Source organism: Marinobacterium aestuariivivens, assembly GCF_042661465.1.
Lineage (GTDB): Bacteria > Pseudomonadota > Gammaproteobacteria > Pseudomonadales > Balneatricaceae > Marinobacterium_A > Marinobacterium_A aestuariivivens.
Genome location: NZ_JBHSWE010000001.1, coordinates 5,774,721 through 5,798,181, shown reverse-complemented (window position 1 = coordinate 5,798,181; position 23,461 = coordinate 5,774,721). Strand labels below are relative to the sequence as shown.

Here is a 23,461-nt window from a genome sequence, read left to right as displayed (position 1 = left end):
ATCGAACTGGTGCAATGGTATGGCAGTCTGAAGAGCAGCATCGGCCGATGCCTGGGCTCACATGAAGCAGGGATTTTCCGATGCCTATCGCTCGTTGCAGCAGGCCTGGGAACGGTCGGCCGAAGAGTTCCACCCGAACGAGAAGTAACCGCATACCCAAAAGGGGACAAAGTCGAAAAAGTCGGAAGCCGTGGCGGCCTGAGCTATGCTTTCAGTCAGGTCGACCGGACTGAAAAGAGGCCCCTATGCGCTGTGCACGCTGCTCATTCGACAACCCGGATGACGCCCGCTTCTGCGCACAGTGCGGCCAGCGCCTGGCACGCAGCTGTCCCGCCTGCGGCCATGAGGTCGGTGCCGTCGACCGTTTCTGCAGCCATTGCGGCACTGCGCTGGGAGAGGCGCAAGCGGCCACCGACACCGAGACGCCACTGGCGCCCATCGGCTATACACCCAGCCACCTGAGCGAGCGCATCCTCGCCGAGCAGGCGGCGCTGGTGGCCCGTGGTGCCGGCAGCGGCGAGCGCAAGACCATCAGTGTGCTGTTCGCCGACATGGCCGGCTCGACGGCGCTGATCCACGGGCTCGATCCGGAGGAGGTGCGCCAGCTCATCGATCCGGTGTTGGCGTTGATGATGGAGGCGGTACATCACTACGAAGGTTATGTGGCCAAATCCCTTGGCGACGGCATCCTGGCGCTGTTCGGCGCGCCCATCGCCCACGAGGACCATGCCCAGCGCGCGCTCTATGCCGCCCTGCGCATGCAGGATGCGATGCGCCGATATGCCGATCGGCTCAGGCTGGCACAGGGCATCCCGCTGCAGATCCGTATCGGCATCCATACCGGCGAAGTGGTGGTGCGTTCGATCCGCACCGAGGACCTGCGCACCGATTACGATCCGGTCGGCCAGACCATCCATATCGCCTCGCGCATGGAGGGCATCGCGACGCCCGGTACCATCGTCGTCAGCGAGGCGACCCACAGGCTCACCGAAGGCTACATCGACTATCGTGCCCTCGGCGTGACCCCGGTCAAGGGACTGCCCGAGCCGATGGCCGCCTTCGAGGTGCTGGGACTCGGGCCGCTGCGCACCCGGCTGCAGGTCGCCGCGAGTCGCGGCCTGGCACCCTTTGTCGGGCGCCACGACGAAATGGCGCAGCTGCAGCAGGCGTTCGGGCGGGCCAGCCGGGGCGAGGGACAGATCGTCGGCGTCGTGGGCGAGCCCGGCGTCGGCAAGTCGCGGCTGTTCTACGAGTTCAAGCTGGCGACGGAGAAATCCTGCCTGGTACTGGAGACCTTTTCGGTGTCCCACGGCAAGGCCTTCCCGTACCGGCCGCTGATCGAGCTGCTGCGCAACTACCTGCATCTCGGTCCCCAGGACGACGAGCGCCGGCGCCGGGAGATTATCACCGGCAAGATACTGACGCTGGACCGGAGTCTCGAAGCGGGACTGCCCTATCTGTTCTACCTGCTGGGCCTGGACGAGCCCGACAGCGAGCTGGCACGGATGGATCCGACGCTGCGGCGCCAGCGTACTTTCGAGGCGATCAAGCGGATCCTGGAGCGCGAGAGCCTCGAACAGCCCCTGGAGCTGATCTTCGAGGACCTGCAGTGGCTCGACCGCGAGACCGAGGCCTTTCTCGACTATTTCAGTGCCGGTCTGGCCAGTTCGGCCATTCTGCTGCTGGTGAACTACCGACCCGAGTACCGCCATCAATGGGGGCAGACAAGCTACTACAGCCAGCTGCACCTGGATCCACTGGGTCAGGCCGAGGCGGCGGAACTGCTCGATGCGCTGCTCGGCGACGACCCTTCGCTGACCGCGTTGCGACCGCGTCTGCTGACGCAGACCGAGGGCAACCCCTTCTTCATCGAGGAGGTCGTCCAGACCCTGGCGGAAGAGCAGGTGCTGGAGGGCGAGGCCGGGCATTACCGGTTGCGGCAGATGCCGGTGGGGCTGCAGATCCCGACCTCGGTGCAGGGCGTCCTCAGTGCCCGCATCGACCGACTTCCGGCCGATGGCAAGCAGCTGTTGCAGACGCTGGCCGTGATCGGCAAGGAGTTTCCTGGAGTCTGGTACAGCGGGTCGTGGACCAGCCCGAAGAGGCGTTGCGGCGTGGGCTGGCACGGCTGCAGGCCGGCGAGTTCATCTATGAACGGCCGGCCTTTCCGGAGGTCGAGTACACCTTCAAGCATGGCCTGACGCAGCAGGTGGCCTACGGTTCGCTGTTGCTCGAGCGCAGGCGAACGCTGCACGAACGTACGGCCGGTGCCATCGAGGCGCTGTTCGGCGACCGGCTCGAGGAGCACTGCGGCGAGCTGGCGTACCACTATTCCCACAGCGACAATGCCGCCAAGGCGATCGAATACCTGGGCCGCGCCGCCCGCCAGGCGGTGCAGCGTTCGGCCAACCAGGAGGCCGAAGCGCATTTGAGCCGTGCCCTGGAGCTGCTCGAGTCGCTGCCGGCTTCGCCGCAGCGGGATGAGCGGGAGCTCGAGCTGCAGACCGCCATCGGGCCTGTGCTGATGGCGACCCGGGGGTATGCGTCGCCCGAAGTCGAGGCCTGCTGTACCCGGGCCCTGGCGCTCAGCCGGACGCTGGGCGAGACGGCGCAGCAGTTCTCGGCGCTGCTGGGGCTGCGGCGCTTTTACAATCTTCGGGCCGAATACCGCCGGGCGCAGGAACTTGGCGAGCGGCTTCTCGATGAGGCCCGGCGTACCGCAGAGGAGGACCTGCTGCTCGAAGCCCATGGCGCCCTGGGTTCGACCCTGTTGTTTCGCGGTGAGTTCGAGGCCGCCCGGCAGCATCTTGCGGCCGTGGCCGAGCGCTACGACCCGCAGCGACATCGCGCTCATGCCGTGAGGTATGGTCTGGACCCCGGTGTTCTGGCGCGGATGTTCCTCGCCTGTACGCTGTGGTTCCAGGGGCGGCCCGAGGCTGCGGTCGAAGAGTCCCGTGTCACGCTCGAGCTGGCACAACAGCTCGCCCATACTTTCAGCCTGTCGTTCGCGCTCGGCTTCACCACCCAGCTGTACCAGTATCGGCGCGATGCCGCCTTGACGCTGGAGCGTGCCGAGGCGGCAATCGCCTTGTCGACCGAGCAGGGCTTTCCGTACTGGCTGTCGCAGGCCGAGGTGCTGCGCGGCTGGGCGCTGGCCCAGCTCGGCCGGCAGCGGGAGGGCCTCGCGGTGATGCAGGAAGGCCTCGCGGCCTATCGGGCCAGCGGTGCCCGGCTCGGCTACTCCTACCTGCTGGCACTGCTGGCCGAAACGCTGGCCGGGGAGGGCGCGATCGACGACGCCCTGGCGGTCATCGCCGAGGCGCAGGCCTTCGTCAGGGATACCGGAGAGGGCTACTATGCCGCCGAGCTGCATCGCCTGGAAGGGACCCTGCTGCTCGAGCGGGGCGGTGCCGCCGGCGCCGAAGCCTGCTTCCGTCAGTCGGTCGAGAGCGCCCGCACCCAGGGCGCGCGCATGTTGCAGCTGCGCGCCCAGACTGCCCTGAGCCGGCTCTGGCAGGAACAGGGCAGGGCGGACGAGGCCAGGGCCCCGCTCGAAACACTCTACGCCGGTTTCGACGAGGGCTTCGAGACCCTCGATCTGCAGGAGGCCCGGGCGTTGCTGGACGGCCTGGCGTGATTACCCTGGTTACCGGGGCGGCCGCTCCAAGGCACGGCAGGACCCGTGAAGAGCATAAAAAAGGCTCATCGCAGATTAGCGGGACAAGGGTGTCATTTGTAGGATGGGTGGAACGACGCCTGGGCACAGGATACCCGTTCCTGACGCCGTCAGGGCGTCGTGTAACCCATCTCGGGCGCAGCACCGCGTCGTTGCTGATGGGTTACGCCGCAACAAATGCGCTGCGTACCGACAGCACGGTGCCATTGCGGCTCCACCCATCCTACGATTTCGCTCCGTGCTTTCACTCTAATCCGCGAAGAACCTAAAAAAGGTGCCTACTCCTGCAGGCTGAAAGCGATGCTGAGCTTGTCGTAAGTGTAAAAGTCGATCGACGAGTCGTTGCGGTCGTAGATGATGCTCAGCTCCGGTTCGAACCTGCCGAATCTGATGTGGCGGTGGCTCAGGATCAAGCCGATGCGCTTACGCAGGTCTTCACGTTTCTCGTCGAAAAAGGGTTCCGGTGCACGGTAGTCGCGTTTGCCGAATGCGATCAGCGGCTTCAATCCCCAGCGTCCAATGGGGAAGTCGACTTCCAGTCCGACGGAGCCTCCCGTGAAGGAGTAGGGTGTTTCCCGTGCCTGGGACGTTTCCAGGCTGATATCTCCCCTCAGGAGCGCCTGGCGACGGAGAAGGTGCGTAAAGCCGGTCGATACCCGATATTGGTTGGCATCGAGATGCCCGGCGCTGGGCACGTGAAGGCGCCCTGCCCTGAATTCATGGAACAGGCGAAAGCGATGGAGCGGGTCGGCTCGATAGAGAAGCCCGAGGTAGGGAAAGTCGTAGTGCTTTTCGCCGTCGAGCAGCGAAAGTTCCAGACCCGCTATGCCTCGTAACTTCGACTGGGCCTGGAAGTCGTGCAGCAGGTGTGCATCGGCTGACCAGCGGTCGAAACTGCCCTGTTCATAGTCGGTAAAGGACAGGTCGATGAAACCCAGCGTTCGTCGATCCTCCGTCAGGGCCAGGCCGCTTTTCATCTCGTACCGTATGCCCTGAACTTCACGATTGTCCCGGGGCGGAACCACTTTGAGTACTTGGCCCGCTATCGTGATTTCCGTGGCATCGGTGAAGTTACGCGGGTTGGAGTCGCTGACCAGGGAAAAGGCGAAGTCGACGAAACCCAGGGTGATATCGATCTCATCCAGATAGAGCCTGATGTTCTGGCGAACATTCCAGGGGTATCTGCGCGTGCCGAGACCCGGTCGAAAAGCTGTTTCGATTCCTCGAAGCGGCGTGCAAGAAAAAGTGCCCTCGCCAGTTCAAGCTGGATCCTGGGGCTGGACGTCTTGCGGGCCAGGTCGCTGAAAATCGCGATCGCCGCGTCGAAATCGCCGTTTTGCAGCGCCATTGCGCCAAGCAGAAACTGCGCCTGCAGCGAGTCGTCGTGCGCAGCGGCTTCGGGCGTTGCGACGTCTGCCCGCGCCGCTGACGCTTGCTGCAGCGTGCCGGCCAGGGCGTACAGCAGGAGCGCTGCTGCGACCAGTTTCAGCGTTGTTGGCATGAATATCTATTGTCCGGCGCCAAAACCTCCGATGTAGGTCTCGACGCCGGCGCCGTGCAGATCGAAATAGCCGCCGAGTTCCTCGGCGTTGGGACCGTAGAATCGACCTTTTGCGGTGCCGCTGAGACCGGTGGCGTTGACCGCGCCGGAAAAGGAATTCACGCCCAGCTGGTAGGTCAGGGTACCCGTCAAGTCGAGGTTGCCCGCGGCGCTGGTGAAAGCCGTGTCCAGGTTGATCTTTTCGGTATCCCGGGTACTGAAGTCCAGCGTGCGGTCACGAAAGTCGACATCGACACTGAGTGCGCTTTCCGTCGAGTAGGCCTGCCCAGCGTCGTCGATGTACCTGCCGCGCGTCAGGCCTTCGAAAGTCGCCGTATCGTCCGTGGGAATATTCCGGCCCAGGGTTCTGGCGCCTATGCTGAAGGCACCGGTCCGTCCTGCGCCGGTGCCGAACCCGGTTGCCCAGGTACCGAAGGTCTGGAAATCCCAGCCAAGCTCGATGGCGTCCGCGATCAGGCCCCGACTTGCTTCGACCTCGCTGGCCAGACCGATGACACCGGTATCCTCGACGATCAGGTCGTCACGGGCCTCGTCCCAGGTCACGGAGGAATAGGGGGTCGTCAGAACGATCTTGGTCAGGTTTCCGTTGCTGTTGTAGGTGAGCGTGGCCGTCGTCGTCGTGCTCTGCTCGGCGGGGCCCAGATCGGTAACCTTGAAACCGGGCGCTGGCGCCGTGTAGGTGCGCTCCGTCGAGATACCTTCTACAACGATGCTCCGGGGCGGATCGATGTCCGACCAGGCGGTGAAGGAACGGTCGGATATGACGGACGAGCTGCCGCCGCCACCGCAACCGCTGAGGCCCAGCGCAAGCATGACAGCTGCGCCCCGAGCGTATCGAAAGTGTCGTTTCATCTTTGCTTCCTCTAGGGTAGCAAGCGTATGCGCCGATCGAGCATCGGGCGTCTTCAGACGGCTGAGTCAGCACCCGGAATGGCCGAGACGGCTTCGCAACGGGCCGGCGTCGATGCGAAAACAGCGCCGCTCCCGGCGCGGGGCTACTGCGACATTTAAAGTTTAGGACGTTCCCGATGCGGCTGCTTAGCGAATAAGCATGCGATTGTGCAGTGGCTCACGGCTGTTATCGGGGCTGCTCGATCGAAAGAGGAAAGAGGTCGAACGGGAGGCTGTCACGGCATCCATGCCGCCTCCCGGTCGGGAAGGGGACGCAACCGCCGCCGGGGGCTGGCGTCACTTGAATGTGCGTCAGGCCGCCGCGTCGGTGCTTTCGAAGATCTTGTCGGCGGAGGCCGCGACGAAGCCGCCGTAGAGTTCGCCACTCGCCATCGGGTAGCGCTTGGCGAATTCGTAGAAACAGCTCGGGATCTCGACGGTGCGGTCGCTGAAGCGGACCTCGGCCCGGTCGGCCATGGTCGAGGACTGCTCCAGCAGCGCCTCGGGCGAGCCCTTGACTTCGCCGCCGGAGGCGTTGATCGCGAAGCCCTGATCCTTAAGCGCCGCATTCACCGCTTCGACGCTGTCGAAACGGCTCAGGTGGTTGATGCTGACGGTGAAGTGGTTGGCGCGAAAACCCCAGGCCGCGAGCCAGGCGGCGTATTCGCTCTCGGTCAGCAGTTGGCGATAGCTGTCGTAATCGATCTGCCAGGGACGTCCGGAGCAGGGGAAGTCCGCGCCGGCGACGGCTTGCGGCTCGACCTGCTCGACGAGGCCTGCGACGATTCGCTGCAGCCCGGGTGAAAAGCGCTCGACCAGCAGTTCGGAGATGAAGACCCGCGGCGCGGCCGGGTCCTCGTGCTCGAAATGCCGCGCATAGAGCTTTTTCGCCTCGAAATGGTACTCGCCGGCGGCCTCGTAGCCGAGCGCGGTGAAGTGGGCGGCGAGCCGGTCGAGGTTGACCTTCTCGAGGTTGAAGGTGCGCAGCGCGATGTGGTCGTTGCGGATGCCGCCGTCCTCGGCCCCGGCCAGTATCCGGTGGATCCGGTCGGCCGACGGGGTGACCGCCCGGTACTGGTCCCAGAGGCGCTTGAACAGCGTTTCGCGATCAGCTTGCATACATGAACTCCTGTTGTTGTTTGCGTGGCACTGCATGGGAATCCGGCACGGCCCGGACGGGGCTGGCCGGTAGTTGGAGAAAGCGGGCGCTGTCACCGCGATCCAGTTCGAGCGCTGCGACGAGCTGCGACGGCAGCTGCAACCGTCGCTGCTGCGGCAGGTACAGCGCCCGTTCGGCGAGCCCGGCGCGGAAAGTGTCGACCCGGGTATTGGCGACGATCAGCGGCGTGCCCTCGACCGGCGGCAACTGGTGGCTCGCGACCGGCTCGATACGGCATTCGACGGAGGCGGCGATGCTGCGGATCTGGGCGAGATCCGCTTCGACCGTGGGGCCGGCATCGAAGAGGTCGACGTAACCGCGGTGGCGGAAACCTTCGGCCTCGAGCAGTTTCAGCGCCGGACGGGTCTTCTCGTGCACCTGGCCGATCACCTGCTGCGCGGCATCGCTCAGCAGGTGGGTGTAGAGCGGGTACTTCGGCATCAGCTCGGCGATGAAGCTCTTGTTGCCGGCACCGACCAGGCGCGAGACGGTGGCGAAATCCAGGTCGACGAAATGGCGCTGAAGCCAGTCCCAGAACGGCGAGCGGCCGGCATCGTCGGAGACGCCGCGCATCTCGGCGATCACCGTGTCGGCGAAGCGCTCGGGGTGCTGCGCCATGAACAGGAAACGCACCTTCGACAGCAGCTTGCCGGCATGCGCACGGCGAAACTGCGGCCGCAAAAAGAGGCTGCAGATCTCCGAGCAGCCGGTGTAGTGGTTGCACATGTTGAGCACGTCGACGTGGCTGTAAAGATCGAGCTCGCGCGAGTGGTGCACCTGCCGGCTGCGATGGTAGTGATACAGCGGGCTGTCGAGGCCGGCGGAGGCCTCGATAGCGGTGGTGCCGATCACCTCGCCCTGTTCGTCTTCGAGCACGAACAGGTAGCTCTCGTGGCCGGGCTGGCTGACGGATCTTGCGAAGCTGTCGATCGAGCGCTGAATCTTGCGTTCGAGGAAATCCCGGTCGTCGATCAGCGAAGTGAAGCCGGGGCCGGACTCGACGGCGATGCGCCGCAGCACCTCGTAATCCCGGTGGGCGATGGGTCGAATGATCATGGCGAAACCTCCGCTGTGGCAGCGAGTCCGGCCCGTCGCAGCGGGGGAGGCGAGAGGGCCCTGGATGGTTGAGTGAATGCGAGACTGACGTCCATTGTGTTGATCCTGCTTCGAAAGTCCCTGAAGGCGTTGTGGCAACATTATGAAATGGCTTCTTGTCGAAATGCAGTTTCATTTCGATCGAATTGATGTGAATATTTGTCGAAATAACCAAACGAGTTGGCAAAATGTTAAGCAAGCAGGACCAGCGCCTCATTCAGCTTCTGCGTAGGGACGCCCGCACCAGCGTCACGGACCTGGCGCGGGCATTGAACCTCTCCCGTTCGACGGTGCAGAACCGCATCGCCCGGCTCGAAGCCGGCGGGGTGATCCGGGGCTATTCCCTGGTGCTCGGCGGCGAGTATTCGCAGAACCTCGTCGAGGCCCACGTCTCGATCAAGGTTCATCAGAAACTGACCGCGAGGACCAACGGCGAGCTCGAACGAATAGGCCAGGTGACCCAGCTGTTCTCGGTCAGCGGCGAATACGACCTGCTGGCCATCGTCCAGGCCCAGTCGCTCGAGGAACTCAGCGCCCTGCTCGACGAGATCGGCAATCTCGAGGGGGTCGAACGAACCAATTCCGCGGTGGTGCTGGAGACCAAGTTCCGGCGCTGATTGATCATTTGCTGAACCCCGCTTCTCGGGGTTGATGATTTCATCAAGCCCCGCTCCACCCGCGTCCCCCTCCCGACCCGGCCCCGGCTTCGGGTACCTGTCCTCAAACCCTGTAAAGACGTGCCCTCGCGCCCGTTTCGGTACCCTTCCGTTGTAATTGGCACAGCCGTTGCTGTTCCCAGTCCCCGAAGACCTTTGAATCACTTCATCCAGAAGAACAACAATGAAGAAACCGATACGCAAGGGCCCCAGGGGAGACGTCATTAGCGCCTCCGCCGGGCCAACCCCATCCACCTTGAAACCGCTGCTGCTTGGCCTTGCGCTGACGCTGACCGGCTGCGAGGCGCCGCTCAATCTCGATGGCATCGAACGCCAGCGCCAGGAGGCGGTGCGCCGTACCGACCAGTTGCAGGCACTGACCGCGAACGACCGGGTGCGCGTGGCTGTCGGCAACGACGGCCTGGTGCTGACGAGTCCTGTCGATGCGTTGCAATGGCAGCGCCATCGGATCGACGCGGGGCCGGGCCTGATCGATGTCGATGTCTGTCCCGATCAGTCGCTGCTGGCGCTGGCGGCCGAGCGTCAGCTGTGGCGCAGTCGCGATCATGGACAGAGCTGGCAGGCGATCGATCTGCCGACGGCCGAGAACGTGCTCGCCGCCACCTGTGCGCCGGATGGCAGCTACTGGGTGGTCGGCAGTTTCAGCACCCTGCTGTCGAGCGCCGATCAGGGCCGGAACTGGCAGCAAAGCTCCCTCGACGAAGATGCCATGCTCACCGGCATCCAGTTCGTCGATCGCAACACGGCGTTCGTCAGCGGCGAATTCGGCATCCTCGCCCGCAGCGACGACGGTGGCCGCGACTGGTCGCTGCAGCCGCCGGTTCCCGGTGACTTCTACCCGCAGGCCGCCTATTTCCGCGACGACCGCGAGGGCTGGGTCGTCGGCCTCGATGGCCGGATTCTGCACAGCGGCGACGGCGGCAGCAGCTGGTCGGCGCAATCGACACCGGTAAAGGCACCGCTTTACGGCATCGCAGCGGCCGGGGCCGATCTTTATGCCGTTGGCGAGAACGGCACAGTGCTGAAGGCGCGAGCCGGCCGCTGGGAACGCCAGGATGCTCCTGTCATCCCCGGCTATCTGCGCGCGGCGCTGGCGCTCGGAGACGGCCGCCTGCTGGTGGCCGGCGGCGGCGGCACGTTGCTGCCGCTGCCGCTGGCGCTCGAGCGCTGACATCGCTGCCGGACCTGTTCAACCGGCACGAAAATATCGGGCGTTCAGAGGGGCCGGGTATGGGCTAAGCCGCGCACAGGGATATGCGCAACAGGCCGTCGGGACAAGGAGCTACGCCAGGGAGGGCGTGTGTGCGGAAAATGCAGGAGCAATTTTCCGTGTAGCGTCGGCCTGCGTGACCATGCCCGGCCCCGGACAGTCTTGGTGTTCCCGATAAATTGCTGCCGGGTTAATAAAACAACAATCAGGCTAAGCCATCATGGATAAAAGATCCGCCCGGGCGCACCGGGCCACCCACTGGTTGCACGATTTCGACCAGAAGCTGTTCAACCATCCGAAACTGATCCTGTCGCTGATACTGGCGGCCACGCTGTTCTTCGCGGCCCAGATTCCCGGCGTGCGGATGTACTCCGATTTTGCCGACCTGCTGCCCCAGAGCCACCCCTATATCGAGCTGCACAACGAGATCAAGGAGTCCTTTGGCGGCGCCAACGTGATCATCGTCGGCGTCGAGTTCGAGGACGGGGATATCTTCAGCAACGAGGCGCTGGCGCGTATTCACCGCATCACCCGGGCCGTGGATGCGCTGCCCGGCGTCGACCACAACCTGGTCTCCAGCCTGACCCACCGCAACTCGCGCAAGGTCTGGCTGACGCCCGAGGGCAACGTCAACTCGGAGCCCTATTACAATCCCGAGCACAGGGGCCTTGCCGCTGAGGATCTGGACCAGCTGCGCAAGGATGTCGTCGCGGACCCCAGGGTCTACGGGCCGCTGGTCAGCCCGGACCGGAGAATGGCCGTGGTCAAGGCGCAGCTGATCGAGGGCCAGCTCGATTACGCCGCGACCTTTGCGCAGCTCCAGGCGATGCGGGCGCAGGAGTCGGCCGAGGGCGTGAAGATTCATGTCACCGGGCAGCCGGTGCTGGTGGGCTGGGCCTATCAGTACCTGGACCAGATTCTCGAGATCTTCCTGTTCACGGCGCTGATCATGCTGGCGCTGCTGATTTTCTACTTCCGCAGGGCCTACGGCATCCTGGTGCCGCTGGCCGGCGTGCTGGTGTCGTCGATCTGGGGCATCGGTATCATCTCGCTGTTTGGCTACAACCTCGACCCGCTGAGCTTGGTGATTCCCTTCCTGATCTCGGCGCGGGCGATGTCCCACGGCATCCAGTTGGTGGAGCGCTACTATCTCGAACTGCAGAGCCGCAACGACCACCACCTGGCGGCGCGGTTGACCTTCGAGAACCTGTTCCGGCCGGGCAGCCTCGGCGTGGTATCCGATGCCATCGGCCTGCTGCTGCTGGCGATCGGCTCGATACCGCTCAACACCAAGCTGGCCCATTACGCCTCGATCTGGGCGCTCAGCATCATCGTCACGGTGCTGCTGGCGGTGCCGCTGCTGCTGTCGATCCTGCCCAAGCCTGGCAATACGACCATCCGCCACAACCTGTTCCGCCGGGTGGGGTATCTCAGCGCCGATCTGATCAGCGGCGAGCGGGCGGCGAAACGGGCGCTGTTGCTGGCGCTGCTGGTGCTGGGCGGCGGCGGCTACTTCGCCTCCAGGGTGGTGATCGGCGAGTCTGAGCCGGGATCGCCGATCCTGTACCAGGATCACGACTACAACCTGTCGTCGCGGGCGGTGAACGACAGCTTCCCGGGCTCGGAGGAACTGTACATCGTCGCCGAAACGGCGCAGAAGGGGGCATCAAGCGTCCGGATGTGCTGAAGGCTCTGGCCGATCTGGAGCGTCACATGCTGCTGGATCCGTCCGTCGGTGGCGCCAAGGGCATCCCGGATCTGGTGACCCAGGTCAACCGGCTGCTGCACAACAACGATCCCCGCTGGGCCCAGATGCCGGACGATCCTCAGTACGTCGGCGGCCTGCTGTTCACCTACATGATGTCGAACCCGATTCCGGGGGCGCTGAAGGAGTTCGTCGATACCGACGAGCGCATCGCCAACCTGGTGTTCTACTACAAGGACCACCAGGGCGAGACCATCCGCCGGGCCATCCATAGCGCCAAGCAGTGGATCGCCGACAACGAGGGCAGGGTGGAAGGACTCAGCATCCGTCTGGCCGGCGGCACCATCGGCGTGATCGCGGCGCAGAACGAGGCGGCCTTCGAGACCAACCTCTGGGTGCTGCCGCTGGTGTTCCTGCTGATCTTCCTGTTCGTGACCTTCTTCTACAGCTCGCTGATGGCCGGCGTGATGATGTTCGGCGCCATGCTGTTCGCCACCACCCTGACTTACGGCTACATGGGCCTCGCCGCCATGGGCATCAACAGCAACACGGTGCCGATCATCGCCGTCGGGGTTGGCATCGGCATCGACTACTCGATCTACATGATGGACCGCATCCGCGCCGAGATGGTGGCGGCCAGGACCTCGCCGTTGCGGTGCGCCGCGCCATCCACACCACGGGCCTGGCCGTCAGCTTCACCGCCATCACCCTGATCGCCGGCATCGTCATGTGGGTGCTGCTGTCGGACCTGCGCTTCCAGGCCGAGGCGGCGCTGCTGCTGTCGGTGATGGTGGTGCTCAACGCCGTCGCCGCCATGCTGCTGGTGCCGAGCTGGGTGCTGGTGTTCAGGCCGCGGTTCATCTGCGGTGCCTATGCCGACGAGGATGGTGTCATCCACGTCGATTCGGTCACCGAGGCACTGCCCCTGGTTTCATCCCAAGCATAATAAGAGGCAACGAAAGCATGACAATAACAACAAAACCGCTCGCACTGGCCATTGGCGCCGCACTGGCCGCCGGCTTCGGGTCGGCGCCGCTGTCGGCCGCCGAAACCCGCTGGGCCGGCTATGCCGAGAACGCGACCTACTTTCGCGACGGAGCGGGGCTGTCGAAGTTCCGCAATACCGCCCAGGCCGAGTTCGAGAAGGAATTCGCGTCGGAGCGCTTCCGCTCGCTGCGGCTCAACGGCACCCTGCGGGCGACCTACGACGGCGTCTACGACCTCAACGACGACGACTTCGGCAAGGATGCCCGCGAACGCTATCTCGGCGAGAACTGGCACGACAACTCGACGGTCTCAAGCGGTTTGATTCTCAATCCGGGTGAGCCCTTCCCGTGCGAGAACGACCCGACGCTGTGCGACAACCTCGACGGCTACATGGACCAGAAGGAAAGCGACGCCCGCTTCCCCGACTTCAACGACCGGCTGGACGTGGTGCGCGAGCTCTATCTGAGCGCCGACAAGGAGCTCGCCAACGGCGACATCCTGTCGATGCGTCTGGGCAAGCAGCAGGTGGTCTGGGGCAAGACCGACCTGTTCCGGGTGCTCGACGTCATCAACCCGGTCGACTATTCGCGCCACAACATCTACGACGAGCTCGAGGATATCCGCATTCCGCAATGGATGCTGACCTCCGAATGGCGCATGGGGCCGACCAGGGTGTTCGACGACTCCAACCTCTCGCTGGTGTGGAACTTCGACAAGTTCCGGCCCAGCAATCTCGGTACCTGCGGCCAGCCGTACCGCATCCTCGATGCCGGCTGCTTCTTCTCGTCGTCGGCCAACCTGCAGCTGATTCCCGGCGGCCCTTACGGCGCGCCGGTGCCGATCATCCACGATGTCGAGGAACCCTCCTGGTCACTCGGCAACACCCAGATCGGCCTGAAGTGGGAAGGGGTTTACGGCGACGCCACCTTCTCGCTGAACGCGCTGAACTACCGTCAGCAGCTGCCGTCGCTGCACTTCAGGCCGATCGCGCCGGGCGCGCCGATTCCGGCGGCGGATGGCGTCTTCGACATCCGCTTCCCGCGGGTCAACCTCTACGGCGGCTCGGTCGACTACTACTCGATGGGAATGGACGCGGTCTGGCGCCTGGAGGTGGCCTACACCGAGGGCGAGGAGCTGCCGCGCGACACCGACGGCCACAAGGAGACCGACGTGCTGCGCTATGTCGTCGGCTTCGACAAGAACCTGATGATCCCGCAGCTGGGCACCAGCAGCGCCTTCATGCTCTCGACCCAGCTGTTCGGCGAGCACATCCTCGACCACGAGTCCGACATGCCCAACGACGAGGACAACTGGATCGCCACCGCGCTGTTCAAGGGCTTTTACGTCAACAACCGCCTGAGCCCGCAGGTCATCGTGGCCCACGACTTCGCCGCCGACGCCACCGTTTTCGCGCCCAGCGTCTCCTGGATTCATGACAACCACTGGCAGTTCAACCTCGGCCTCAACGTCAAGCGTGGCGGCGACGAAACCTTCCCCTGGAGCGTCGCCTCGGCCTTCGGTGCGCCCTCCGGCCAGTTAGAGCCGCTGGCCCGCTTCATCAACGGGCCGATCGGCGTGGCCAACAACGAGGACGAGATTCAGCTGAGCGTGCGCTACAGCTTCTGATCCGTTTCGACACACACAACAAGGAAAACATCATGTTGAAAAAATCGCTGCTTTCACTCGCACTCCTGGCGGCTGCGGCTGCGGCTGCGGCTCAGGGCCAGGCCGAACCGGTATCCCTCGAGGTGGTCCAGAAGTCCTTCTATCCGTATCGGGACGGGGTGCCGACGGTGCCCGGCCTGATGCCGGGGATGACCATCGACCAGAGCAACGTCGAGCAGTTCAGGGAGGCACTCGACCCCGCCATGTACCAGTTTATCAGGAACGGGGACACCGGGATCAAGGTCGGCGAAACCACCTCCTTCGATCTGCATCCGAGCTATATCGAGGCGACCCGCCAGTACTCCGGCGATGTCCATCTCGGCGAGAAACACGGCGAGATCTCTCCGACCATCGCCGGCCGTCCCTTCCCGCAGGAACCGTCGCTGGACGATCCGCGGGCCGGCGAAAAGCTCGCCTGGAACTACAAGTACGGTTACAACTGGGGCGATTCGGCGGCCATCGCGCCCTTCTACTGGAAGTTCCGCGACATGGACACGGCCAAGGTCGAGCGCACGCTGAAGATGAACTTCCATTTCCTCAATTTCACCCACCGCACCTCCCAGGAACCCTTCCCGGCGATCACGCCGAACCCTCGGAGCTGTTCCGCGGCATCTACGTCCAGGTGCTGGAGCCGTTCGACGTCAAGAACACCCAGCTGCTGATCCACCGTTTCGAGGACGACACCAAGCTCGACAACGCCTACCTCTATCTCGGCTTCCAGCGCCGGGTGCGCCGGCTCTCGTCCGGCCAGACCACCGATGCCTTCCTCGGCTCGGATATCATGATCGAGGACTTCGAGGGCTACAACGGCCGCATCAGCGACATGAAGTGGACCTTCAAGGGCACCCGTAATATGTTGCTGCCGATGTACAACCACAACGACATGACCCTCGATGCCGATACCCACCAGGACAGCGAGGGCTATCAGGTGGTGTCCTTCGGCGGCAAGGGCGGCTGCTTCCCCAATGTCACCTGGCAGCTGCGCAAGGTCTACGAGGTGGAGTCGGAGCCGGTCGACCCGAACCATCCGATCAGCAAGCGTCTGCACTTCATCGACGCCCAGACCTTCGTGATCCCGCGCAACATCACCTACGACCGCAAGGGCGAGATGTGGAAGAGCTGGACCATCGGCCAGTCCCATCCGGACCATCACCTGCCGGTCAACAAGGGCAGCGGCGTCTCGATCGACGATGCCTTCAGCATGATCGACACCCAGGCCCAGCACTGTACCACCGGCCAGTTCAAGGGCATCGTCGACCCGTCCCAGAGCCCGGTCGACACCTTCAGCGTGCAGAATATGCGCGCCACCGGCACCTGAGGCGCCGGCTTTACCCTCAATCGATCCCTGAATACTTTGCCCGGCTAACCGCCGGGCTTTTTTCAGGTACATCGCGCTTTACCGGGAAAGCGATTCACCGGAATGCGATTCACCGGAATGCGATTCACCGGAGGAATTCGCAGGCTCATCCCACCCGACTATGCTGTTAGTGTCCGTAACGAGCGCGATCGTTAACGCCATGCGCTGCGACAACTGTGGTTTTGACAACGAGGAAAAGGCAGACAGCTGTGCCCGGTGCGGCGCGGCTCTAGCCCGCTGTTGTCCGAACTGTGGTCAGCAGCTGCGTTCGATCGCCCGTTTCTGCGACAATTGCGGTACTTCGCTGACGGGGGCTCGCGCACCCCTGTCAGGCAGCGCAGCGGTGATGCCGGTCCAGTATACACCGCGTCATCTGGCCGAACGGATTCGCGCCGAGCAGTCGCTGCGCTCGGGCGGCGAGCGCAAGATCGTCACGGCGCTGTTCGCCGACATGGCCGGCTCCACCGCCCTGGTGGCCGATCTCGACCCGGAAGACGCCCGGCGGCTGATCGATCCGGTGCTGGCGCTGATGATGGAAGCGGTGCACCACTACGAGGGCTATGTTGCCAAATCCCTCGGTGACGGCATTCTGGCGCTGTTCGGCGCGCCCATCGGTCACGAGGACCACCCGCAGCGGGCACTATATGCCGCGCTTCGGATGCAGCAGGCCATGCGCCGCTACGCCGACAGTATCCGCAAGCAACAGGGCATAGCGCTGCAGATCAGGGTCGGTGTCAATACCGGCGAAGTCGTGGTGCGCTCGGTTCGCACCGAGGATCTGCATATCGATTACGACCCGGTCGGGCAATCGATTCACCTGGCCTCGCGCATGGAGTCGATCGCCAGCCCCGGCGCCATCGTCGTCAGCGAGGCGACTTACCGGCTGGTGCAGGGCTACTTCGAGTTCCGGGAACTGGGTGCGACAGCGGTCAAGGGGCTGTCGCTGCCGGTGAACGCCTATGAGGTGCTGGGCAGCGGTCCGCTGCGTACGCGGCTTCAGGTGGCGGCACGACGCGGTCTGGCACGCTTTGTCGGACGCGCGCCGGAGCTCGGGCAACTGGCGATTGCACTGCAGAAGGCGGAAGCCGGGCAGGGGCAGGTGGTCGGCGTGATGGGCGAGCCAGGGGTCGGCAAGTCCCGGCTGTTTCTGGAGTTCAGGCAGCGGGTGCAGGGGCAGTTCCGTGTGCTGGAAACCTTCTCGGTGTCCCACGGCAAGGCGTTTGCGTACCTGCCGCTGATCGAACTGCTGAAGCAGTATCTGCAGCTCGGCGCCCAGGAGGACGAGGCGCTGAAGCGAGAGAAGATCAGCAACCGGCTGAGGGCGCTCGATCCTGCGCTGGAGGATTGCCTGCCATACCTTTTCTACCTGTTGGGCATGGTCGATCCGGACTCTTCGCTGGTGCAGATGGATGCCCAGGTCAGGCGCCAGCGCACGCTGGAGGCGATCCGGCGGCTGCTGGTGCGGGAGAGCCGCGAGCGTCCGCTGGTGCTTATTTTCGAGGATCTGCAGTGGCTCGACAGTGAAACCGGGGCATTCCTGGACTTCGTCGTCGAAGGGCTGCCGGATGCGCGCATTCTGCTGCTGCTCAACTATCGTCCGGAGTACCGGCACGGCTGGCAGCGACTGGACAATTTTACCGAGTTGCGACTGCAGCCGCTGGAGCTGCGCGAGGCCGAGGCGATGCTCGAAGCCCTGCTTGGCAAGGATCCGAGCCTGGTGCCGCTCAAGCCCCTGATCCGGGCCCAGACCCAGGGCAACCCGTTTTTCCTCGAGGAGGTGGTGCAGACGCTGGTCGAAGAGCGTGTGCTCAGCGGCGGGGTGGGTCGGTACCGGCTCGAGCGGACGCTCGAAAGCCTGCAGATCCCGACCACGGTGCAGGGCGTTCTCTGTGCGCGCATGGACCGTCTGGGGGCGGCGGAAAAGGAGCTGCTGCAGACCCTGGCGGTCATCGGCAAGGAGTTTCCCTGGAGCCTGGTGCGGCAGGTGGTGGAGCTGCCGGAGGACGAGATGCGTCGCCTGCTGGCCCGTCTGCAGGCCGGCGATTTTCTCTACGAGCGTCCGGCCTTCCCCGAGGTAGAATACACCTTCAAGCACGCCCTGACCCAGGAGGTGGCCTACAACTCGCTGCTTAGAGAGCGTCGAGGCGCGCTGCACGAACGCACGGCACGGGCGATCGAAACGCTGTTCGCAGGTCACCTGGAGGAGCACTGCAAGGAACTGGCCCATCATTACAGCCGCAGCGGCAACCTGAGCAAGGCCGTCGAGTACCTGCACCGCGCCGGCCGGCAGGCGATGCGGCAGTCGTCGGTTGAAGAGGCGATCCGGCACTTCGATTCGGCGCTGAAGCTGCTGCAGAACCTGCCGGACAGCGAGGAGCGAAACCGCCTGGAGTTCGGCATCCGCCTCGATCTGGGGCCGGCCATCATCGCGATCAGGGGGTATGCGGCACCGGAGGTCGGGGACTGCTACACCCGGGCACTGGATCTTAAGCGCGGTGCCGGCACCGAGCAGCAGCTGTTCCCGGTGCTGCTGGGACTGCGCAATTTCAATCATGTGCGCGGGCAGATGCAGACCGGCAGGGACTTTGCCGAATGCCTGCTGACGCTGGCGCAGCGGGCGCAGGACCCGGCGCTGCTGATGGAGGCCCACCGGGCGCTGGGGTCGAGCAGCTTCAATCTCGGCGAACCGCTGGCCGCCCGCACCCATTTCGAGCAGGTGATCGCCCACTACGACCCGGCCGATCACCAGGCGCACTTTTTCCGCTATGGTCTCGATCCCGGCGTCTTCGCCCTCGGGTACCTGGGCTGGGTACTGTCGCACCTCGGTTATCCGGCGCTGGCCCTCGAGCGCTGTGAGGAAACGCTGCGACTGGCACGCCAGCTGGATTACCCCTATGTGCTGACCGAGGCCCTGGTACTGGTCGCCGAAGTCGACGTACATCGGGGTGACGGACACAGGGCCTGCGAGCGGGCCGAAGCGGCGCTCGCCCTTGCCAGCGAATACGGCTATTCCTTCTGGGGCAGCTGGGCCCGCATTCTGCTGGGGGCCGGGCTTTCGCTACAGGGGCGTCCCGGGGACGGTCTGGCGCAGATAGAGCAGGGCATCGCGGCATTGAGGGCGACCGGGGCGGAGCTCTGGTGCTCCCATTTTCTGGCGCTGCTGGCCGAGGTCTGGGGCAGGGCGGGTCGGCCGGACCGGGGCCTGGAGGTACTGGCGCAGGCCAGAGAGTCGATGGCGCAAACCGGGGAGCAGATGTACCGCTCGGAACTGCAGCGACTGGAAGGCGAGCTGATGCTGATGGAGACCGGCGATACCGGGGGCGACGATGCCGCCGTCGCCCAGGCCTGTTTCGAGCGGGCGGTGGCGACCGCCCGCCATCAGGGGGCCCGGTCGTTCGAATTGCGGGCGGTTCTCAGCCGCAGCCGGCTCTGGCTGGCGGCGGGACGTACGCAGGATACGATCCGGGCCCTGACCGAAATCTGCAGCGCCTATGGCGAAGGCACCGACGCGGATCTCGACGCGGCGAGGGATCTCCTGGCGAAGCTGGGCGACTAGGAGTCTGTCGGGCTTGGCCGCAGTAGATCAGTGTTAAGTCAGACAGGCTCCTAGGAGCCTGTCTGACTTAACCGGTCGTAGCGAGGGAAAGTCCGTTTTGAGGCAGTTTTTGAGCGATTTTGCGGCGAATAGTGGTTCTATTTAACAAGAAAGCGTTCAAAAAATGGCCAAAATCGGCTTTTCCGCAGAAGATCAGTGTTAAGTCCGAAAGGCTCCTAGCCGGCCTCGAGTTTTTTCAGCCGGTAGGCCAGCTGGGGGCGGGTCATGCCCAACAGCCTCGCCGCCTTCGACACGTTGCCCTCGGCCTTCTCCATGGCCTGTTGCAGCAGCTGATTTTCCATATCCTCGAGACTGAAGGGCTGGCTCAGCAGCTGCTCGCAGAGCTGCTGCAGCGGCGCGCTCCCGGCCGCCGGTTCGGCTTCGTGAATGCTGCCGCTACGGGAAAGGCTGTGCAGCGGATGGGAGGGCTCGGCCAGCGAGGGGAAGAAGGACTCAAGATCGATGGTGTGGTTGTTGTCGGCCAGGATCACGCCGCGTTCGATCATGTTCTCCAGTTCGCGGATATTGCCCGGCCACTTGTAGTGCGTCAGTGTCTGCATTGCCCGGTCCGAGACGCCGAGGGTGCGCTTGTTGTAAAGCGTGTGGTACTTCTCGAGAAAATGCGTGATCAGCAATGGAATGTCCTCGATCCGCTCGCGAAGTGGCGGAATATGGACCGGATAGACATTGAGCCGGTAAAACAGGTCGGCGCGGAACCTGCCATTGCGTACCGCGTCCTCGAGGTCTTCGTTGGTGGCGGCGACCACGCGCACATCGATGCTGCGCATGCGATTGTCGCCGACCCGTTCGAACTCGCCCTCCTGCAATACCCGCAGCAGCGCAGCCTGGGCCCGGGGCGAGAGTTCGACCACCTCGTCGAGGAAGATCGTGCCGCCGTTGGCGCGCTCGAACTTGCCTTCACGCGACTGGGTGGCGCCGGTAAAAGCGCCTTTTTCGACGCCGAACAGCTCCGCCTCGATCAGGTCTGGCGGTATGCAGGCGCAATTGACGGCGACGAACGGCTTGTCGGAGCGGTCCGAACTATCGTGCAGCCCGCGGGCGACGATCTCCTTGCCAACGCCGGTTTCCCCTGCAGCAGCACGCTGACGCGGCTGCTCGCCGCGCGCCGGATCAGGTTGCAGACGTTCCTGAAGGCACCGGACTGGCCGACCGAATTGATCAGCAGGTCGTCGTTCGTGCCGCTGTCGCGGAAATTGTCGCGCAGTTCGCTGAGCTCGTGGCGCAGGGCGAACAGTTCCTCGGCGATCGGGTCCGGCAGCAGCAGGCGTTCGATTTCGGCATGGTCCTCCCACTCCTCGGCGGGCTTGCCCAGGATTCGGCAGTGGGCATCGCCTCGACCGGCACACTCCAGCTCCTTGAAGATGATGGTGCGGCCCATGTAAAAGGTCGTGTAGCCGCTGGCATATCCGATCAGCGTCCAGCAAACGGGAGCCTCCGCCGGACCGAATTCCTGGATGTGCTCCTCGGCCTCATAGGAATCGATCCAGTCGAAAACGCCATGGAACTTGCCGCTATCCATATCGAAATCGAGCTCCACCGGTCGGACATTGACCATCCCCTTGATACCGTGAAGCTGGGGACCGGTGAAAAAAGCCTCTTTCTTTGACAGATCCGGTCGCACCTTGGCGACGAGCTCGGCGTCCTTCCAGCCGGCATGGTAACCGAAACGCATCAGGAATCCCTGGGCCCGGCGGACGCCCAGGGTTTCGATCAGCTCCTTGCGCAGCAGTCCCATGCCGCTGGCATGAACCAGCAGCATGCGCTGTTCGTGAAGCCAGATTTTTCCCTTGTCGCTATCGAAGTGTATCTGTGACAGCAGGTCGCCGCTGCCGGGAAATGCGAGTGATTCTTTTTTGGCCATTGTCGTTTTTATACCGGCTGTGGCTGAGCGCAAGAAAAATTCAATTTCATGGGACTTTTTTATTCTTATCGGATCGTCCCGCCAAAGGAAAGAGGCTGTTTAGAGGGTACAACCAAAGATTAATCGGGGTCCAGTCGCACGCTTTTCCTGATTTTTATCAAATCATCAAATTTCGATGAGTTTGGTCATCATTTGATTATTTTCAGCCCGGGCTGATGAGGGCCAAAGTGAGTCCGTTCGAATCGGGTGTCGTTCCGTTTTTATGTGTAAATATCCTTTTAAAACAATTAATTAAATACTCTATGTCGGATCTTTTCAGGCGCCCTGGCGTGCTTTGGCACAGCGGTTGCTCTATCGAAATACGAGAGCAGCGAGCGATGGACGAGAATCATATGACGACAATCTCACTTCATTCCGACAAGGCCCCGGCCGTGCGCAACAGCTTCGACCGCCTGGTGAAGTATGTGCGGGTGCGCAGCCCTGAAGGTGCACGCTTTGTCGAGTTCGATTTTGCCATTGACGACCCCTCCCTGTTCGTCGAACTGGTGATGCCCAAGACCGCTTTTCAGGCCTTTTGCGAGGCCAATGCGGTCGTGCACATGAGCGACGAACAGATCCGTGAGATCGATGCCGAGATGGAAAAGTGGCGTTACGGCGATGAAACGCTGATGGCGCACAACCACCATCGCGGTTGCGAATAACAACAACTGCAGTCTGGGAAGAGTTCCATGACCATTGAGATCAAGACCGCCACGCTGGAACCGGTGCGCAATACCTATGCCAACGTTCAGCGCCGCTTTGGTGACAAGCCGGCGACCCGTTATCAGGAAGCGACCTACGACGTTCAGTCCGAAACCAACTTCCATTACCGCCCGCTATGGCAGCCGGAACTGGAGCTGAACGATACCCGCCGTACCGCCATCCGCATGGAAGACTGGTACGCCTTCAAGGATCCGCGCCAGTTTTACTACGGCACCTACGTGCAGCAGCGCGCCAAGATGCAGGAAGTGGCCGAAAGCAACTACGCCTTCTTCGAGAAGCGCCGCCTGGCGGAACACCTGAGCCCCGAGCTGCGCGATCAGCTGGTCCGCTTCCTGGTGCCGCTGCGCCACCTGGAGCACACGGCCAACCTCAACAACATGTACGGCGCCGCCTACGGCTACGGCACCGCCATCACCCAGGCGCTGCTGTTCGACGGCATGGACCGTCTGGGCATCGCGCAGTACCTGTCCCGCATTGGCCTGATCCTGGATGGAAACAGCGGTCAAGCGCTTGAGCAGGCCAAGCGCGGGTGGCTCGAAGCCGATATCTGGCAGGGGCTGCGGGCGCTGTGCGAGGAGATGCTGGTGACCGAGGACTGGTTCGAAGTGTTCCTGGCCCAGGACCTGGTGATCGACGGCCTGCTCTACGACCTCGTCTACAACCAGTACGACCAGTGGCTGGCCGACAATGGCGGCCAGGATGTCGCCATGCTCACCGAGTTCATGCAGGACTGGTACAAGGATGCGACCCGCTGGGTCGATGCGGTGGTCAAGACCGCGGCCGCCGAGTCGGATGACAACCGTGCGCTGCTGGCGCAGTGGGTCGAGAAGTGGCGCGGCAAGGCCGCCGAGGCGCTGGCGCCGCTGGCCGGAGCCCTGCTCGACGACGAGGCGCTGACGAACGCGGTCGCGCAGCTGGACAAAAGGGTCGCCAAGGCCGGAATCAACTGAGGAGTGGAACCATGTCGAAAGTCTATATCGCCCTGCAGGACAACGACCAGTCCCGCTACATCGTCGAAGCGATCGAGGAAGACAACCCCGAAGTCACCGTCATTCACCAGCCGGCGATGATCCGCATCGAGGCGGAAGGCAGGCTTGTGGTCCGCCGTGAAACGGTGGAGGAGAAGCTCGGGCAGAGCTGGGATGTACAGGAGCTGCACCTGAATCTGATCACCCTGGGCGGCAACGTCGACGAAGACGACGATCAGCTGAGCCTGACCTGGAACGTATAAGAAAAAAG

At 63.6% G+C, this 23,461-nt stretch carries 21 protein-coding genes; 14 read left to right on the top strand and 7 right to left on the bottom strand.

What is annotated here, in order from left to right; translation table 11 throughout:
* Positions 1-245: 245 nt before the first annotated feature.
* Together ACFQDL_RS30515 and ACFQDL_RS30510 are read left to right on the top strand one after the other, a co-directional pair.
* Complete coding sequence (locus ACFQDL_RS30515; protein ID WP_379912728.1) at positions 246-2,201, top strand: adenylate/guanylate cyclase domain-containing protein; 1,956 nt, start codon at positions 246-248, stop codon at positions 2,199-2,201.
* A complete protein-coding gene (locus tag ACFQDL_RS30510; RefSeq protein ID WP_379912726.1) occupies positions 2,087-3,637 on the top strand; it encodes an ATP-binding protein in 1,551 nt (516 codons plus the stop codon). Before ACFQDL_RS30515 ends, ACFQDL_RS30510 begins: the two co-directional genes overlap by 115 nt.
* Before the next feature lie 317 nt (positions 3,638-3,954).
* Here ACFQDL_RS30510 and ACFQDL_RS30505 read toward each other — a convergent pair whose 3' ends face one another.
* The 5 genes from ACFQDL_RS30505 to astA form a co-directional block, all read right to left on the bottom strand.
* Entirely contained in the window at positions 3,955-4,653 is a 699-nt protein-coding gene (locus ACFQDL_RS30505; protein ID WP_379912724.1) for a surface lipoprotein assembly modifier, read from the bottom strand.
* Positions 4,654-4,718: 65 nt separating this feature from the next.
* On the bottom strand, positions 4,719-5,177 hold the full coding sequence (locus tag ACFQDL_RS30500) for a tetratricopeptide repeat protein (RefSeq protein ID WP_379912722.1): 459 nt from the start codon (positions 5,175-5,177) through the stop codon (positions 4,719-4,721).
* Positions 5,178-5,183: 6 nt separating this feature from the next.
* The gene (locus ACFQDL_RS30495) at positions 5,184-6,089 is read right to left on the bottom strand and encodes a transferrin-binding protein-like solute binding protein (RefSeq protein ID WP_379912720.1); all 906 of its coding nucleotides are present in this window, start codon (positions 6,087-6,089) and stop codon (positions 5,184-5,186) included.
* Positions 6,090-6,440: 351 nt separating this feature from the next.
* Entirely contained in the window at positions 6,441-7,247 is an 807-nt protein-coding gene (locus ACFQDL_RS30490) for a DUF1338 domain-containing protein (RefSeq protein WP_379912718.1), read from the bottom strand.
* Positions 7,237-8,343 (bottom strand): arginine N-succinyltransferase, encoded by a 1,107-nt coding sequence (gene astA, locus ACFQDL_RS30485; protein ID WP_379912716.1) that lies wholly within the window; start codon positions 8,341-8,343, stop codon positions 7,237-7,239. Before astA ends, ACFQDL_RS30490 begins: the two co-directional genes overlap by 11 nt.
* A 227-nt stretch (positions 8,344-8,570) precedes the next feature.
* Between astA and ACFQDL_RS30480 the strand changes: the two genes are divergently transcribed.
* From ACFQDL_RS30480 to ACFQDL_RS30440, 9 genes are all read left to right on the top strand, one after another.
* The gene (locus tag ACFQDL_RS30480) at positions 8,571-8,999 is read left to right on the top strand and encodes an Lrp/AsnC family transcriptional regulator (protein ID WP_379912714.1); all 429 of its coding nucleotides are present in this window, start codon (positions 8,571-8,573) and stop codon (positions 8,997-8,999) included.
* 223 nt (positions 9,000-9,222) lie between these two features.
* Positions 9,223-10,230, top strand: a complete 1,008-nt coding sequence (locus ACFQDL_RS30475; protein ID WP_379912712.1) for a WD40/YVTN/BNR-like repeat-containing protein — start codon at positions 9,223-9,225, stop codon at positions 10,228-10,230.
* Positions 10,231-10,489: 259 nt separating this feature from the next.
* A complete protein-coding gene (locus tag ACFQDL_RS30470) occupies positions 10,490-11,956 on the top strand; it encodes an efflux RND transporter permease subunit (RefSeq protein WP_379912710.1) in 1,467 nt (488 codons plus the stop codon).
* The gene (locus ACFQDL_RS30465) at positions 11,950-12,687 is read left to right on the top strand and encodes an MMPL family transporter (protein ID WP_379912708.1); all 738 of its coding nucleotides are present in this window, start codon (positions 11,950-11,952) and stop codon (positions 12,685-12,687) included. The genes ACFQDL_RS30470 and ACFQDL_RS30465 overlap by 7 nt, the downstream gene beginning before the upstream one ends.
* Positions 12,630-12,920 (top strand): hypothetical protein, encoded by a 291-nt coding sequence (locus ACFQDL_RS30460; protein ID WP_379912706.1) that lies wholly within the window; start codon positions 12,630-12,632, stop codon positions 12,918-12,920. Before ACFQDL_RS30465 ends, ACFQDL_RS30460 begins: the two co-directional genes overlap by 58 nt.
* 17 nt (positions 12,921-12,937) lie before the next feature.
* The gene (locus ACFQDL_RS30455) at positions 12,938-14,587 is read left to right on the top strand and encodes a DUF1302 family protein (RefSeq protein ID WP_379912704.1); all 1,650 of its coding nucleotides are present in this window, start codon (positions 12,938-12,940) and stop codon (positions 14,585-14,587) included.
* A gap of 32 nt (positions 14,588-14,619) precedes the next feature.
* Positions 14,620-15,288, top strand: coding sequence for a DUF1329 domain-containing protein (locus ACFQDL_RS30450; RefSeq protein WP_379912702.1), 669 nt, complete (start codon positions 14,620-14,622; stop codon positions 15,286-15,288).
* Positions 15,249-15,944: a DUF1329 domain-containing protein gene (locus ACFQDL_RS30445; protein WP_379912700.1), complete on the top strand. Its 696-nt coding sequence runs from the start codon at positions 15,249-15,251 to the stop codon at positions 15,942-15,944. Before ACFQDL_RS30450 ends, ACFQDL_RS30445 begins: the two co-directional genes overlap by 40 nt.
* A gap of 160 nt (positions 15,945-16,104) precedes the next feature.
* Positions 16,105-19,539, top strand: a complete 3,435-nt coding sequence (locus tag ACFQDL_RS30440) for an adenylate/guanylate cyclase domain-containing protein (protein ID WP_379912698.1) — start codon at positions 16,105-16,107, stop codon at positions 19,537-19,539.
* 215 nt (positions 19,540-19,754) lie between these two features.
* On the opposite strand, the gene ACFQDL_RS30435 is transcribed toward ACFQDL_RS30440, so the two are convergent.
* Positions 19,755-20,630 (bottom strand): sigma-54 interaction domain-containing protein, encoded by an 876-nt coding sequence (locus tag ACFQDL_RS30435; RefSeq protein WP_379913459.1) that lies wholly within the window; start codon positions 20,628-20,630, stop codon positions 19,755-19,757.
* On the bottom strand, positions 20,558-21,460 hold the full coding sequence (locus ACFQDL_RS30430) for a XylR N-terminal domain-containing protein (protein WP_379912697.1): 903 nt from the start codon (positions 21,458-21,460) through the stop codon (positions 20,558-20,560). The genes ACFQDL_RS30435 and ACFQDL_RS30430 overlap by 73 nt, the downstream gene beginning before the upstream one ends.
* Positions 21,461-21,837: 377 nt before the next feature.
* Between ACFQDL_RS30430 and ACFQDL_RS30425 the strand changes: the two genes are divergently transcribed.
* From ACFQDL_RS30425 to ACFQDL_RS30415, 3 genes are read left to right on the top strand one after another with little or no spacing between them, the layout of a single operon-like run.
* On the top strand, positions 21,838-22,161 hold the full coding sequence (locus ACFQDL_RS30425; protein WP_379912695.1) for a phenol hydroxylase subunit: 324 nt from the start codon (positions 21,838-21,840) through the stop codon (positions 22,159-22,161).
* 27 nt (positions 22,162-22,188) lie between these two features.
* Positions 22,189-23,172: an aromatic/alkene monooxygenase hydroxylase subunit beta gene (locus ACFQDL_RS30420; protein ID WP_379912693.1), complete on the top strand. Its 984-nt coding sequence runs from the start codon at positions 22,189-22,191 to the stop codon at positions 23,170-23,172.
* An 11-nt stretch (positions 23,173-23,183) separates the two neighbouring features.
* The gene (locus tag ACFQDL_RS30415) at positions 23,184-23,453 is read left to right on the top strand and encodes an MmoB/DmpM family protein (RefSeq protein WP_379912691.1); all 270 of its coding nucleotides are present in this window, start codon (positions 23,184-23,186) and stop codon (positions 23,451-23,453) included.
* Positions 23,454-23,461: the final 8 nt, after the last annotated feature.